Below are 14,983 nucleotides of genomic sequence, written 5' to 3'. Positions count from 1 at the left end.
GGGGTGAAGCGAGATGGCTACTGTAACGAAGGCAGGTAAAGTAGAAAAGTCAATTGTAATGCTGGTAATGATTGTAGGAGGAGTGCTCGTCTCTATTCCGTTTATATGGATGATCTCCAGTTCCTTTAAGCCAGAAAGTGAAGTGCTGGCTATACCTCCAACCATTATTCCGGAAAATCCGACCATTGAGCATTACATCAACTTATTTACAAATATGAATTTTGCGGTGTACTTACGAAATACGCTTATCGTTGTCTTGTTTTCTTTCGTGGGGCTGCTGTTTAATGCGATGGCTGGCTACGGTTTTGCCAAATATAGCTTTAAAGGTCGGGAAAAAATATTCTATGTTGTGTTAGCGACGATGATGATTCCTGGGCAGGTGACCATGATACCGGTGTATTTGCTCCTGAATTATATGGGACTGACCAACACGATGACCGGTATAGTGCTGCCAGGGCTAGCGGTTGCGTTTAGTATCTTTTTGTTTCGGCAGTTTATGACAACCATTCCTACGGATTTACTTGAAGCAGCACGTCTCGATGGGGCGGGAGAATTTTATATCTTTTTCCGGCTTGTGATGCCTATTGCCAAACCAATCTTCGCTGTACAGGGTATTCTAACCTTCATTGCTGGCTGGAACAGCTTTCTGTGGCCGTTAATTATCGCAAATGATGAAAGTCTATATACATTGTCAGTCGGGTTGTCATTATTACAGGGGCAATATGCTAACAACTTTGCGCTGCAAATGGCGGGAGCTGCCTTTATGGTAGTGCCGATCATTATCATCTTCGCCTTTTTCCAGAAATACATTGTAGAAGGCTTTACCATGTCGGGCATTAAATAACGCCAACGATAGCACAACTGTTACAATAGAAGATAGGAAACCATACAGATGGAGGATTTTAATGGCTACAATTAAAGATGTGGCTAAACGAGCTGGGGTAGCGATCTCGACCGTCTCTTATGCCCTGAACGGCAATGAGAAGGTCAGTCAAGCTACTATGGATAAGGTTCTGAAAGCCGCGAAAGAGCTCAATTACCAGAAAAATGGCTTCGCTTCTGATTTAAAGCGGACGAAGACGAATACGATTGCCTTAATATTAAGTGACATGTCCGGTCCCTATTTCTCTGAGCTAATTAAAGGTGTTCAAGAAGTGGCTGCAAGCAATCAATACGACTTGATTGCTTGCAGTTCTGTTGGTGGAGACCGTTCCACTGCAACGAAATTTCTGAAGGAAAAACGGGTGGACGGTGCCATTATTTTAGCCTCCAATATAAGTACAAAGCTAATAGAAGAATCAGCGCGCGAGGACTTTCCTATTGTCGTGCTTGATCGGGAAGTGGAGAATCCGTATGCCGTTCATGTGGAGGTGGATAACCAGCATGGTGCCTTCCAAGCAGCAGAGTATTTGATGAAGCGTGGACATCGCTCCATTGGTTATGTTAGTGGACCAGTCGATTCTCACGATGATCAGGAACGGTTTAAAGGGTATAAAAGTGCGCTTGATAAGTATGATATCCCTTTTCAATCTAAGTGGAAAATTGGCGGAGATTTCACAAGAGATGGCGGGTATCGAGCAACCAAGATGCTCATTGTGCAGCAGAATCTACCGGATGCTATATTTTACGCTAATGATGAGATGGCGATAGGCGGGCTGCAGGCTTTTACAGAGAAGGGGATTCGTGTCCCTGAGGATATATCAATTATCGGATTTGATGATATACAGCTATCGGAATATGTTACGCCACCTCTGACGACGGTGCGTCAGCCGAAATATGAGGCAGGTGCGTTAGCGGTGCATATCATCTTTCAAATGCTCGCAGGGGAAGAGGTGGAGAAATACTTTAACCTTTCCACAGACTTTATAGAGCGCTCATCCGTTCAGCTTAAATAGCAATGCTCCGGTGGAACGCACCGGAGCTTTAGAATTGAGAAATATAATCTTTCCATGAAAGAGCGCCCAAAGCTCCCAATCCTTCAAGAGGAGAGGGAGCTTCTTATTCTTTATTGAATAGAGAATTCTTCTTTGATTAACAGCTCTTCTGGCGCTTTGCCAATTTCAGATTGGTGGAAGTAATCTCTTATAACGCCTTCGTTCATAAAGTTACTTAGTGCTACCATGGACATTCCTTGGTCAAGAGCGAGGTAAGCTTTGGTCACTTCTCCTGTTTCTACATTGACGGAGTCATAGAATCCGTACTTGCTAAATGTTTCGAAACGTTTCAACTGCTTTAGGTTCTTTAACGCTTCCCATGGTGCATATTCCAGCGCGAGGAAAGTAGCGTGCGGGGTAACGGTTCCGTCTGATTTGTATCCTTCCATTCCAAGTGGCGTAGCCGCAAATTCGGAGTAATCCTCTGGCGTTGCAGCCGGGGACATCCCCCATGCGTCGTATCCTTGCTCTTTGGCGTATTCAATTTGCAGCTTTGCGTGCCGTTTATTATTTAGACCAAGCGCATCCTGGCCTAGCTCTTTTTCCTTTAACACAAGGGATGGCATGAGGGCTTCAAACATACTGCCTCCCCAGCTTGGTACATATTTAGTTCCATTATAACTATAGTGTCCCTCAAAAACTTCGACACCGTCATACGTAGTGGTGTAGCCTTCTGGAGTCTGCTGCTGCCAATCCCAGCTCTCTGGCATGGTACGTTCCATTTTCCACCAATGCTCTTTTGGGACATCGCCCTTCCCGATAGCGATATAGCTTGCTACTCTTGGTTCGGTGTAAAGCGCTCCATAATGGTGGGCAGTGTATTCTCCCTTGGCGACATCATACCCTCCTCTCATTTGACCGACCTCTGGAGTGTAAAGCTTAGAGTAATCCATATTCTCAACGAGTCGATTGGACTGATCATAAAGCTCTGGATAAGCTTGTCCCACTACAATTAAGCCTGCCGATAACCAGCCATTATCTACTGTGGAGATAAACTCGCCCCAATCAGTAAATAGGGAGCCATCAGAGGTGTTGTACCAATTGTAAAATAGTCCATTCCATTTTTTCATATCCTCTAGCGAATGAAGGGTGGTTTGTATCTTATCTACTGCTTGCTTCCTTGAAATGTGGCCAGCTTCTTCAGCAGCGATGGTGCTCATCATGTAGATACCAATGTTGGTTGGTGAGGTGTGCTTTTGGGCTGTTGTCCTGTTTCCTTCGTCGTCAAAACGTACAGCATCAAGTAAGGCCGGTTTCTTCTACTGTGAAATCTTCGAAATAACGGTACGTTTTCTTTGAAACCGCTTGCATTTTTTTCGATAGAAATTGGTGGTGATCCGAGCTGGGTTGTTTCGCAAGTGTGGTGGATGGAAGCGCCGTTGCAGCTAAAACGAAAAGAGAGAGTAGTAATACAGCTATCTTCTTCAAACAAACACATCCTTTTTAGTTATTTAGTGAAACGTTTCGATTACAGTGTACCGAATAACTGAACCCTCGTAAATAATGTAATGGTACTAGATGAGTGAAATTTCTGAACTTTACTGTGTAGGTCGTTTGACCAGGGGAGTAGATTATACCAGCTGAAATAAGGCGTATTTGTTTAATTATCAGAATTTTTAGTATAAAATAACATGTAACATACTAACTAGTCAGTATGCAGGCCTTTATACCTTGGTTGTAGATGGTATTTTATGAACTGGAGGTGGAAAGATTGGGAATGGTAGAGACTGTATTAGGACCAGTAGATGCGAGTAAGTTAGGGAAAACATTGATTCATGAACATTTCTTCTTTGGCTATCCGGGATTTCAAGGAGATATGACCCTTGGTACATTTGATTTCGAGGAGAAGAAACAACAAGGGATAGCGGTAGCTAAGCTGATGCAGCAACAAGGAGTGGAGACGGTTGTGGATCCGACTCCTAATGAATGTGGCCGCCATGTAGGCTTGCTGAAGGCGGTTGCTGAAGCGACAGGGATGAATATTATTTGTGCGACAGGCTTTTATTATGAGGGGGAAGGCGCGACACCTTATTTCAAATTTCGGCAACAGTTAGGTACGGCTGAAGCAGAAATTTATGAGATGTTCATGGAGGAAATTACGAATGGCATAGAAGGGACAGGAATCAAGCCAGGGGTCATCAAGCTTGCTTCTAGTAAGGATGTCATTACTGATTATGAGCAAATGTTCTTTCGTGCTGCCGTAAAGGCTCATAAAGAGACTGGTATTGTTTTGCTTACCCATACACAGGAGGGAACGATGGGACCGGAGCAGGCGAAGCTGTTAATTGAAGAAGGAGCCACCCCTGAGAAAATAGTGATTGGTCACATGTGCGGTACAACGGATGTGACACAGCATTTATCTACGCTTGAACAAGGGGTGTATCTCGGGCTAGATAGATTCGGTCTGCATGGAATTGTAGGGGCGCCAATGGATGAAGCGAGGAAAACGGTGTTGGCTGGATTAATTGGACAAGGATATGGAAAGCGGCTTTTGTTATCTCATGATACGGTCAATGTATGGTGGGGAAGAGAACCAAAGCTGCCAGAACCCCTCCAGGAAATGCTCCAAAATTGGCGCCCTAACCATTTGTTTATTCATATTCTTCCTGAACTATTGGAGAAGGGTGTCTTAACAGAGGAGCAGGTGGAGGAGATGTTTTATCACAATATAGCGGATTTATTCGAATGATGTGAAAAAGGAAGAGCGTGCTGGCTCTTCCTTTCAGAATGTCGAGGAAGCCCCATTGTAGAAAAAAAGCTCTCTTACTGCTTGAAGGATAAGCATCTTTATTGGGTGGGTGCGCTCATAAATTTTTAAATTCGCTCATATTTTTCGATATTCGCCCGTAAATTTGAAAATCCGCCTATATTTTTAAAAATCCGCTCATAAATTTAAGAATTCGCCCATAAATGCTGTAGGAGTCGTTCTACAAGCTGAAAGGAAGAGCATGCTGGCTCTTCCTTTCTTCATTATACGACTACTTGCCTAAAACCATTACGCCAACCATCCATGCAGGAGACCCAAAAGGGTAAAGATAACAAGGTGATCACCGATGGCGATATAAAGGGAGCGTCTTGGCATTAATCCGAATAAAGCGTTTTTCAAATAAACGAGAGAAATGATAATGCCGAGGAGAAGTCCGATACTTAACCCGCCCGTTATAGTGTCCAGGCCGGTCTGTTTTATTGCTATAGCTACAAGTGTTGAGCTGATAAAGGCTATGAGTACGGATGTGATATATTTCATGGCGCCTTCTGTCTGGTGAAGTTGAATATCCTTATTTTTATCAGCCTGTTTGTCCGATAATAAGATTGAATAATAGATTCCGCCGTACAGCATATACAAGACGGCACCTATGATGATGGGAATAAACATTGCTAAATCTCCTTTCTATTTTGGTTCAATTGCCAGAGCAATGGCGCTAATATGCACCTGTAGAGATGAATTTTCTCCTTTATCGAATGTAACGAATTCGATTGGATTCTCCAAATAACGAAAGCCGCTCTTGGGCAGCCAGAAGCTATACAATTCCCCGTAGCATTCCATAAGATAGCTTCTGTCTTCGTACGATACTGGCTGGTGAAAGGTATAGAGAACGTGCTTTCCGCCGTTGAATGGTTTGAGGATTTCTTCAGGAGCTTCTGCCTCAGTTACTTCTAGACAGCATTCGTAGCGGCTTTTTTCCGGTGGTGTAATATATGGATTGCTCTTAGGAGCTCCTAGTGTCATCGATGATTTCTTTAGCACATCTCGGCTATCTGCCCATTGATATACGTCTTCCCATACAGAGGGAATTCCCTCTGTATAGGGGCCAATACTTTGTCTCGTTACCATCATGCAGGGAGGTAAATGGACCACTTTTACCTCATTTATATCCAGCCAGCTATATTCAGTATAGGTCGCTTGTGTGGAATCGTCTTGCTTATTGTTGCTGTATAGTTTAGATTTCTTGCTATGTTGATATGGTCTGGAAAAGTGGTCTAAGTATCCGCCCTCCCGCCACTGTCTTGGACTCCTATGGAAATAAGCTGAAAAGGCAGAGGTGAAGTAGGATGAGGACGTAAAACCGCTCTGGAATGCAACTTCTGTAACGGACAGCTGCTGCTCGTAGATCAGCAGATGGGCTGCTTCCTCCAGTCGAAGACGCTTGACGTATTGAGCAGGTGTCTCTCCCATCGTTTCTTTAAACATTCTTTGAAAATGAAAGGGAGAATAGGTAGAGATGTCGGCCAAAGTTTTTAAAGGAAGAGGATCCGTTAAATGGGAATCTACGTAATCAAGTACTTTATATAGGTAAGTGTCTTTATTATGTTGAATGAATGTGTCCTCCTTATGGGTATTTTCTCAGTTTGTAGTCTTTCTTCATTATTATAAATTATTTCGAAGGGTGGTTATAGTTTCCTTTTGTAGGTAAATGGAACAGTCTCTTCGTGGCATTCTCCCTCCGTTTTACGTCTTTTCTGTAAGTATTCCAAAATTTTTCCTGTGCAACCTATTGCGTGTATTTAGGAGATTTGTAGTATAGTTACAATAGACAGAATTTTTGTATCACTGTGACAAAAATGAAATGTAACGGTACAAAAATAACATGTTAGTTTTACTAGATATAATACGTTAGGGATAGAGAACCCATTGTTTAGGAGGAATTTATTCGCATGTCCCAGCATACTACTTTTCTCTACCATTCAAAGGTGCAAGATTTGTTTCACAATATACAAAAGGTCATGATCGGTAAGAAAGAGGTTACAACGTTAAGTATTGTAGCGCTTCTTGCGCAAGGGCACGTTCTGCTCGAGGATGTTCCTGGAGTGGGGAAGACGATGCTTGTGCGCACGTTAGCCAAATCCGTTGATTGTGAGTTTAAACGAATCCAATTCACACCCGATTTATTGCCGTCTGATGTAACGGGTGTGTCAATTTATAACCCGAAAAATATGGAATTTGAGTTCCGCCCGGGCCCAATCCTAGGAAATATTGTCCTGGCGGATGAGATCAACAGAACCTCTCCCAAAACGCAGTCCTCCTTATTGGAAGGCTTGGAGGAGAACAGCATAACCGTGGATGGCAGCACCGTAGAGCTTCAGCGCCCGTTCTTTGTAATGGCTACCCAGAACCCGATCGAGTATGAAGGTACATATCCTTTGCCAGAGGCTCAATTGGATCGTTTTCTTTTGAAATTGAATATGGGGTACCCGACTCCTGATGAGGAGATGGAGATGCTTGGGTTGATTACAGGGGAGCACCCTGTCCATTCAGTTGGAGCTGTTATGACCCAGGATGAGCTGATTGGGCTGCAGGAGGAAGTGCAGCAGGTGTATGTGGATCATCATGTGAAACGATATATTATTAACCTGGTAACAGAAACGAGGCGACATCCTTCTGTTTATTTAGGAGTGAGTCCTCGTGGTTCTATAGCGCTCATGAAAGCGGCGAAGGCCTATGCGTTTATCCAGGATAGGGATTACGTCATACCGGATGATGTGAAATATTTGGCACCCTTCGTGCTGAGTCATCGGATGATTACGACATCGGAAGCTAAATTTGAAGGGACATCGACTTCTTCCCTGGTAGATGAATTGGTAGATAAAGTCTCTGTGCCTGTGAGCCGGGAAAAATAGTATGAGAAATTATGCCGGAATGATTGGAAAGATGTTAATTGGTGTCGTCCTGCTAGGGATCTTATATGCGTACGCCATGTTTCAGGGCGGGTTTGTTAGTTGGTTTCTCTTCTATGCCATGCTGCCATTCCTGTTATATATGATCTTGTTGGTGTTGTATCCTATTTCTAACTGGAGCATTGAACGCTCCCTATCGAAGCAGGTGCTCCAGACAGGCGACACTCTAACTGTGACGCTTACCATCGATCGGAAGATGCCCTTTCCGCTATATTTTTGTATTATAGAGGATTATGTGCCGGAAACCTTTCAGAGAGCTGGTGTGAAAGCAAAAAGCTATCAATTTCTGCAGGATCCTAAGCAGCTGTCCAGCCATCAGAAGGTGAAGCGTGTTGCCTTCCCGTGGTTTATGCGGAAAATACGGTATGAATATACGTTTGAAAATGTTCCTCGAGGCGAGCATAAATTTCATACTATTCGTGTGAGAACGGGAGACTTTTTTGGCTTTATAAAGAAGCAGCATTACTACACGGTAGGAGAAGCTATCCTTGTGTACCCACATAAACGTGATGTGGGAATTACGAAGCGAATGAATAGCTTTGAAGAAGGTGCGTCGCCTTCCTATTCTCCCGCCAAAAAGAATACTACTATTGTAACCGGGGTTAGGGAGTATGTACCGGGGGACCGTTTTTCGTGGATAGATTGGAAGAATACCGCTAAGAAAAACTCCTTCATGACGAAGGAGTTTGAGCCGCAAAAAAGCTCGGATGTTATGTTGATTCTCGATGCCAATATGGTGGAGAAGGACAAGTCGCTGGCGTTTGAAGGAAGTGTCGAGCTATGTGCTTCTTTAATCCAATCGTACCGTCGTTTGTCCTCGCAGCTAGCATTTATGGTGCTTGGTGAGGAACGGAAGCTATTCCCGTTCACCAAAGATGCGCTGCAGCAGGATTATATGAACCATTATTTAGCACGAGTAGAGCCAACGGGTAAAGCGAATTTTGGAGAGTCGTTGCTGATGCAGCAGCGTGTACTGCCGAAAAATTCAGTGCTAATGCTTGTAACTAATACGTTAAATGCGGACTTGAAATCTACCATCTCTCGTTTAAAGCAGCATACTGGTAGAGTGGTGTTGTTTTATATTGACGCTGCCGATAGGATTGGTGCCCTGGAGAAGCAGATTATTCGGGAGCTGCAAATAAGTGGTGTCGTCGTAAATGTAATGACAGAAGGGGAACTGACAAAGCCGGTATTTGAGGTGAGTACGTAATGGCAAGCAAGGACATAGACAAAAGAAAACGTATCTACACAGCCATTTTGTATATATGTGGTTTCCTATTATTTCTGGAATGGCTGCGTCCTCTGGAGCAAATAACGGATACAGGCAATATTGCAATGTTCATTGTGTACACTGCATTTTGCTTTTTGCTGTCCTATTTGCAATGGCCTTGGTATATGGCAACTCCGTTAAAGTTAGCTGGTATGGCCTTTATTCTCGATAGCATGTTTATGCCGCAGCGGTTTTTCAGTCCTGCCTGGTTCCAATATTTATGGGAGCACGTTCAATATAATGCTGAGGTCATGTTGTCCTATCAGTTTTGGGAAATGACGCCTCTTTTCCGGAGCTTTCTTTTCCTGCTACTGCTTTGGCTAATGAGTTACCTTGTATATTATTGGTTCGTTGTGGCGAAGCGGATTAGTTTTTTCGTCATCCTGACGTTCGTTTATTTAACAGTACTTGATACGTTTACAGCCTTTGATGGCAAAATACCGATTGTGCGTGCGTTTCTTGTTTCGCTTTTAGTGATGGGCTTATCCAGTATGATGAAGGAGTTAGAGCGGGAATCCATATCTCTGAAGGGGAAAAGGCTGTACCGGGCGTGGCTTCTCCCGTTAATCGTATTGGTGTTCAGCTCCACGGTTATCGGTTATACAGCACCGAAGCGGACACCGCAATGGCCAGACCCTGTGCCGTTTATTCAGAAAGCCGCTAGTAATATGGGTGGCTCCGGAAACACGGTACAAAAGGTAGGGTACGGTACAGATGATACACAGCTTGGCGGCTCATTCGTTCAGGATAACACACCTGTGTTTCAAGCTGCCGCTAAGAATGAGCATTATTGGCGCATTGAAACGAAGGATACTTATACAGGCAAGGGCTGGGTCAATTCCGACGAAGGAACCTTCGAGGAGTATGACCCAAATAGCACTCTTCCTATCCAAACGTATGAGGAAGAGAACGTGGAGACAACCGAACAGGACGCGACAATCTCGATGGAAGATGGAGCTAGCTTTTCTAGGCTTGTCTATCCATACGATGTTCAGAAAGTAAAGCAATCAGGTGCTGATGCATTTCAAGTAAATACAACGACAGATGTCATCCAGCCTGAGAAGAACGGAGAACAGCTCCAGTTAGAGGGGTATAAGGTAGAATATGTTCAGCCTTCCTTCTCTTATCAGCAGTTACGAGAAGCTTCTGAGGAAGACCCTGACGATATTGAAGAACGATACACTCAGCTTCCTGACTCACTGCCAGGACGGGTGAAGACTTTATCGGAAAATCTGGTCAAGGATGAAGAGAATCGGTATGACAAGGCTCGGGCAATAGAGGAGCATTTTACAAACACGGGGTTCGAGTATGATACTGAGGGGATACCTGTACCTGGGGAGAATGAGGATTATGTGGATCAATTTTTGTTTGACTCTAGAGTCGGGTATTGTGACAACTTCTCCTCCTCTATGGTTGTGATGCTGAGAAGCGTCGGGATTCCTGCCAGATGGGCGAAGGGCTTTACTGGCGGGGAAGAGATCGACACCGCTACCAAGGAGGATGGCGAGGAATACACGGTTTATGAAGTAACTAGTTCCAATGCTCACTCCTGGGTAGAAGTCTACTTCCCAGACATTGGCTGGGTCCCTTTTGAACCAACGAAGGGCTTTGGTAACCATACAGATTTTTATTTAGAGGAAGAAACGGAAGAAGAGGAAGATTCCGAGGTATCAGAAGATCTGGAGGAAAGCTTGAACCAGGAAGGGCCTGATAAGGAGGAGCTTACTGAGGATCAAATGGAAGATGGAACGAGTGATGAAGCTATTGGATCTACCTCCATCCTGAAAAGTGTTTGGTTCTGGGTAATGGCTGGAGGACTTGTGCTGACTTCCTTCCTATTATATCGGTACCGTTTCCATTGGCTTTTCTATTTCTATAAGAAACGATTTTATCGCAACCCTAATAAGGACAATTATGAAGCGGCTTATCACTTCTTAATGAAAGCACTCGCTGCAAAGGCTGGTATGGCTCGAGGAGAAGGGCAGACGCTAAGAGAGTATGCTAGAGAGGTAGATCAGAATTTCCAATCGAGAGATATGGGCATGCTTACGCATTACTATGAGCGTTTGCTATATCGCGGAGATGAAGCGAATCAGCCGTGGCAGAAAGTCACAGAATTATGGGAAAATTTAATCAAAAAAGCACTATCTTGACCGGTCCTCATCCTGTTGATAGAATGAGTTCAACTTAATAGTTCCTTCATATATCCTCGATAATAAGGTTCGAGAGTCTCTACCGGGATACCAATAATGTCCTGACTATGAAGGCAGAATGAAAGATTCGTGCTACGTGTATGAGAGATTTCTGCCTTCCTATACCTTTTTATAGGAGGCAGAAGTCTCTTTTTTTATGGATGAAACAAGAACGCAAGATAAGAAACAGCACAATAAAGGAGTGGAATTGGATGAAGCAAATGAATGATATGATTCTAGTATTAGACTTTGGCAGTCAATACAATCAGCTGATTACAAGAAGAATCCGTGAGTTCGGCGTTTATAGTGAACTGCATTCACACCGATTAACAGCAGAGGATATTCGCCGCATCAACCCAAGCGGTATTATTTTGTCAGGTGGTCCGAACAGTGTCTACGAGGAAGATAGCTTCCGTTGTGATCCGGAAATTTTCAGCTTAGATATCCCGGTGCTGGGGATTTGTTATGGAATGCAGCTCATGACGCACCATTATGGTGGTAAGGTGGAGAGCGCTGAACAGCGAGAGTACGGTAAAGCGGATATTACTATTCATCAGATGTCTAAGCTGTTTGAAGATATGCCAGCCGAGCAAGTGGTATGGATGAGTCATCGAGATAAAGTTATCGCCCCGCCAGAAGGGTTTCAGGTAAATGCAGTGAGTCCTTCTTGTCCAATAGCAGCGATGAGTAACGCCGAACGTAAGCTGTACGGTGTCCAATTCCACCCCGAGGTTCGCCATACAGAACATGGCAATCAGCTTTTGAAGCAATTCGTATTTGGTGTTTGTGAAGCCAAGGCTGAATGGTCTATGGAGAATTTCATTGAAATGGAAGTAGAGAAAATCCAGCACCAAGTAGGGGATCGAAAAGTACTGTGTGCTTTAAGTGGGGGAGTAGATTCCTCGGTTGTTGCAGCGCTAATCCAACGAGCGATCGGAGACCAGCTTACTTGTATTTTCGTCGACCATGGTTTGCTTCGTAAGCATGAAGCGGATAGTGTGATGGAAACATTCAGTGAGGGCTTTGAGATGAATGTTATTAAAGTTGATGCCAAGGATCGCTTTTTATCCAAGCTCGAAGGGGTTTCAGATCCAGAGGAAAAACGGAAAATTATCGGTAACGAGTTTATTTATGTGTTTGACGATGAAGCAGATAAGCTGAAGGATATCGATTATCTTGCGCAAGGGACACTGTACACGGATATTATTGAAAGTGGTACCGAAACAGCGCAAACAATTAAATCCCACCACAATGTGGGCGGCTTGCCTGAGAATATGCAGTTCCAATTAATAGAGCCGCTCAACACGTTATTTAAAGATGAGGTTCGTGCACTAGGTACAGAGCTTGGTGTTCCGGACCATATCGTTTGGCGTCAGCCCTTCCCGGGACCGGGACTAGCTATTCGTGTAATTGGTGAAATTACTCCTGAAAAGCTGGAAATCGTGCGCGAATCTGATGCAATATTACGTGATGAAGTGAAAAAAACTGGACTCGATCGCGAGATATGGCAATACTTCACCGTTCTTCCTGATTTCCGTAGTGTGGGGGTGATGGGGGATGCGAGAACATATGACTATACAGTAGGAATCCGTGCTGTTACATCCATTGATGGTATGACATCGGATTGGGCTCGAATCCCGCACGATGTTCTAGAGAAAATATCCACGCGAATTGTCAATGAAGTGGAGCACGTCAATCGTATCGTGTATGATGTGACGAGTAAGCCGCCATCCACTATTGAATGGGAATAACGAATAATAAATTGTATTTTTGGTTAAATGTTCGGTTTTTCTGTTGACTAGCATCCTGTTACTTAGTACAATGGTACCGAATCATAAAAAATAATCATAAACACCGTCGTATAATATTGGGAATAAGGCCCGAGAGTTTCTACCGGACTACCGTAAATGGTCCGACTACGAGGTGAATTGCTAGATATAGATATTCCGCGACCGTTTCGTGGAGAGCAATTTACTTTCCTAGTTTAAGAGACTCTTGGCTGCATAAAGCCAAGAGTCTTTTTTTGTTGTACCAAACCGAACGACGGGTAAGGGGGAGCACATTGAAGAACTTCTTTCAGTTTGAAGAGCTCGGTACAAATTATCGTACAGAGTTTATCGCAGGACTTACTACTTTCTTATCTATGGCTTATATTTTATTCGTAAACCCTAACACACTGGCATTAGTTGGTGTAGAGCAACTGCCGGATGGTGTGACTCGGATCGACCAAGGTGCTGTGTTTACCGCCACAGCTCTTGCGGCAGCGCTTGGGTCCATTATTATGGGAGTATTTGCAAAGTACCCGATTGCCCTCGCTCCGGGCATGGGATTGAATGCATTTTTCGCCTATACGGTCGTCCTTTCCCAAGGGATCAACTGGGATAAAGCGTTAGCGGGTGTATTAGTTTCTGGACTTATTTTTATTGTATTAACAGTAACTGGTCTCCGGGAAAAGGTCATTAATGCTATTCCTTCCAATTTAAAGCTGTCTGTGGGGGCGGGTATTGGTTTGTTTATTGCGTTTATCGGCTTTCAGAATGCTGGGATTATTGCAGGGAGTGACGCTACTCTCGTGCAGCTCGGCGAATTAAGCTCTCCTACAACCTTGCTTGCCATCTTTGGAATAGTGATTTCAGTCATCCTTCTTGCTCTTGGTATTAAGGGTGGTATTTTTTACGGAATGATTATTACTTCTATAGTAGGAATGGTTGCAGGATTAATATCTCCTCCTAGTGGAGGAATCGGTGGCGTCGTAGGATCTGTTCCCTCATTAACACCTACATTTGGAGCTGCCATAGAAGCGTTGCCTTCTATATTATTGTCAGGTGATATGTGGATTGTCATTCTTACCTTCCTATTTGTCGATTTCTTCGATACAGCAGGAACGCTAGTAGCAGTGGCAACACAAGCTGGGTTAATGAAAAACAACAAGCTGCCCAGAGCTGGTAGAGCCTTGTTCGCAGACTCTGCGGCAACGGTAGTAGGGGCAGTAGCTGGAACATCCACGACAACCTCCTACATTGAATCGACAGCAGGGGTTGGGGCAGGAGGGCGCTCTGGCTTTACAGCAGTTGTGACAGGATGCTTCTTTTTGTTAGCGCTCTTGTTCTCTCCGTTATTAAGCGTAGTTACCCAGGAGGTTACCGCACCAGCGCTTATCATTGTCGGGGTACTCATGTCTTCTGCTTTGAAAAACATTGATTGGGATTATTTCGAGATTGCAGTACCCGCCTTTATGACCATTATCGCCATGCCACTTACCTACAGTATTGCAACTGGGATATCGATTGGTTTTATTTTTTATCCTATTACCATGCTGTTAAAAGGAAGAGGAAAAGAAATTCATCCAATTATGTACTTTCTTTTCTTTGTATTCCTCGCTTATTTTATTTTCTTAAGCTAGCCTGGCATGAACCATCTCCCCGCCGACTGTGAAAGGTCAGTGGGGAGATTTTTTAATTTAATGGGTTTGGTAATAGTGGGGTTGTTATAGCAGCATAGCGCTTTTATGTGGAGGGATTGGATTGTAAATCAACCTAACATCAAGGTGGGGCTTGAACAGCGTCTATAAAAAAGAATAAAAGAAAATACGAAAAAACCATTGCACAATGAGAGAATACCATGGTATATTATTAAACGTTGCGCTAACGACGGCAACAAAACAAACCAAATTAACTGCACAAAACAACGAAAAGAAAAATTGAAAAGTTGTTGACGCAAGATTGATTGAATGGTATATTAATAAAGTCGCTGTTTTGAGCAGCGGACACAAACACAAAACACTGTTGAACTTTGAAAACTGAACAAAACAACTTGTAAACAACCTGTTAATTTTTTAACATTAGCCAGTAATCATGTTCACATGATGTTAGGCGAACTCTTATGGAGAGTTTGATCCTGGCTCAGGACGA

The 14,983-nt window shown here is 43.7% G+C and carries 12 protein-coding genes and 2 riboswitches; of the genes, 8 read left to right on the top strand and 4 right to left on the bottom strand.

Annotation, left to right across the window (positions count from 1 at the left end; translation table 11 throughout):
• Window positions 1-13: 13 nt before the first annotated feature.
• The gene (locus tag ACFFGV_RS19805; RefSeq protein WP_377351599.1) at window positions 14-844 is read left to right on the top strand and encodes a carbohydrate ABC transporter permease; all 831 of its coding nucleotides are present in this window, start codon (window positions 14-16) and stop codon (window positions 842-844) included.
• A 61-nt stretch (window positions 845-905) separates the two neighbouring features.
• A complete protein-coding gene (locus tag ACFFGV_RS19800; RefSeq protein ID WP_377351597.1) occupies window positions 906-1,895 on the top strand; it encodes a LacI family DNA-binding transcriptional regulator in 990 nt (329 codons plus the stop codon).
• 110 nt (window positions 1,896-2,005) lie between these two features.
• Here ACFFGV_RS19800 and ACFFGV_RS19795 read toward each other — a convergent pair whose 3' ends face one another.
• Complete coding sequence (locus ACFFGV_RS19795; protein WP_377351595.1) at window positions 2,006-3,097, bottom strand: glucoamylase family protein; 1,092 nt, start codon at window positions 3,095-3,097, stop codon at window positions 2,006-2,008.
• 76 nt (window positions 3,098-3,173) lie between these two features.
• Window positions 3,174-3,362 (bottom strand): hypothetical protein, encoded by a 189-nt coding sequence (locus ACFFGV_RS19790; RefSeq protein WP_377351593.1) that lies wholly within the window; start codon window positions 3,360-3,362, stop codon window positions 3,174-3,176.
• A 289-nt stretch (window positions 3,363-3,651) separates the two neighbouring features.
• Between ACFFGV_RS19790 and ACFFGV_RS19785 the strand changes: the two genes are divergently transcribed.
• The gene (locus ACFFGV_RS19785) at window positions 3,652-4,623 is read left to right on the top strand and encodes a phosphotriesterase family protein (protein WP_377351738.1); all 972 of its coding nucleotides are present in this window, start codon (window positions 3,652-3,654) and stop codon (window positions 4,621-4,623) included.
• Between the two features lie 306 nt (window positions 4,624-4,929).
• Here the strand turns inward: ACFFGV_RS19785 and ACFFGV_RS19780 are convergent, their stop codons facing one another.
• Both ACFFGV_RS19780 and ACFFGV_RS19775 read right to left on the bottom strand, forming a co-directional pair.
• Entirely contained in the window at window positions 4,930-5,310 is a 381-nt protein-coding gene (locus ACFFGV_RS19780) for a DUF1761 family protein (protein WP_377351591.1), read from the bottom strand.
• Window positions 5,311-5,325: 15 nt separating this feature from the next.
• A complete protein-coding gene (locus ACFFGV_RS19775; RefSeq protein ID WP_377351736.1) occupies window positions 5,326-6,252 on the bottom strand; it encodes an AraC family transcriptional regulator in 927 nt (308 codons plus the stop codon).
• 338 nt (window positions 6,253-6,590) lie between these two features.
• On the opposite strand from ACFFGV_RS19775, the gene ACFFGV_RS19770 reads away from it, so the two are divergent.
• The 5 genes from ACFFGV_RS19770 to ACFFGV_RS19750 all read left to right on the top strand — a co-directional run bounded on the left by ACFFGV_RS19770 (window position 6,591) and on the right by ACFFGV_RS19750 (window position 14,475).
• Window positions 6,591-7,553 (top strand): AAA family ATPase, encoded by a 963-nt coding sequence (locus ACFFGV_RS19770; protein ID WP_377351589.1) that lies wholly within the window; start codon window positions 6,591-6,593, stop codon window positions 7,551-7,553.
• 1 nt (window position 7,554) lies between these two features.
• Window positions 7,555-8,820, top strand: coding sequence for a DUF58 domain-containing protein (locus tag ACFFGV_RS19765; protein ID WP_377351587.1), 1,266 nt, complete (start codon window positions 7,555-7,557; stop codon window positions 8,818-8,820).
• A complete protein-coding gene (locus tag ACFFGV_RS19760) occupies window positions 8,820-11,033 on the top strand; it encodes a transglutaminase TgpA family protein (RefSeq protein WP_377351585.1) in 2,214 nt (737 codons plus the stop codon). Before ACFFGV_RS19765 ends, ACFFGV_RS19760 begins: the two co-directional genes overlap by 1 nt.
• Before the next feature lie 26 nt (window positions 11,034-11,059).
• Window positions 11,060-11,161, top strand: a riboswitch (purine riboswitch).
• 123 nt (window positions 11,162-11,284) lie between these two features.
• Window positions 11,285-12,823 (top strand): glutamine-hydrolyzing GMP synthase, encoded by a 1,539-nt coding sequence (gene guaA / locus ACFFGV_RS19755; RefSeq protein WP_377351583.1) that lies wholly within the window; start codon window positions 11,285-11,287, stop codon window positions 12,821-12,823.
• An 86-nt stretch (window positions 12,824-12,909) separates the two neighbouring features.
• Window positions 12,910-13,011, top strand: a riboswitch (purine riboswitch).
• Between the two features lie 123 nt (window positions 13,012-13,134).
• Complete coding sequence (locus ACFFGV_RS19750; protein WP_377351581.1) at window positions 13,135-14,475, top strand: NCS2 family permease; 1,341 nt, start codon at window positions 13,135-13,137, stop codon at window positions 14,473-14,475.
• The last annotated feature ends 508 nt before the right edge of the window (window positions 14,476-14,983 follow it).

The organism is Pontibacillus salicampi, from assembly GCF_042434395.1.
Lineage (GTDB): Bacteria > Bacillota > Bacilli > Bacillales > BH030062 > Pontibacillus > Pontibacillus salicampi.
This window is presented reverse-complemented; position numbering and strand designations above follow the sequence as displayed.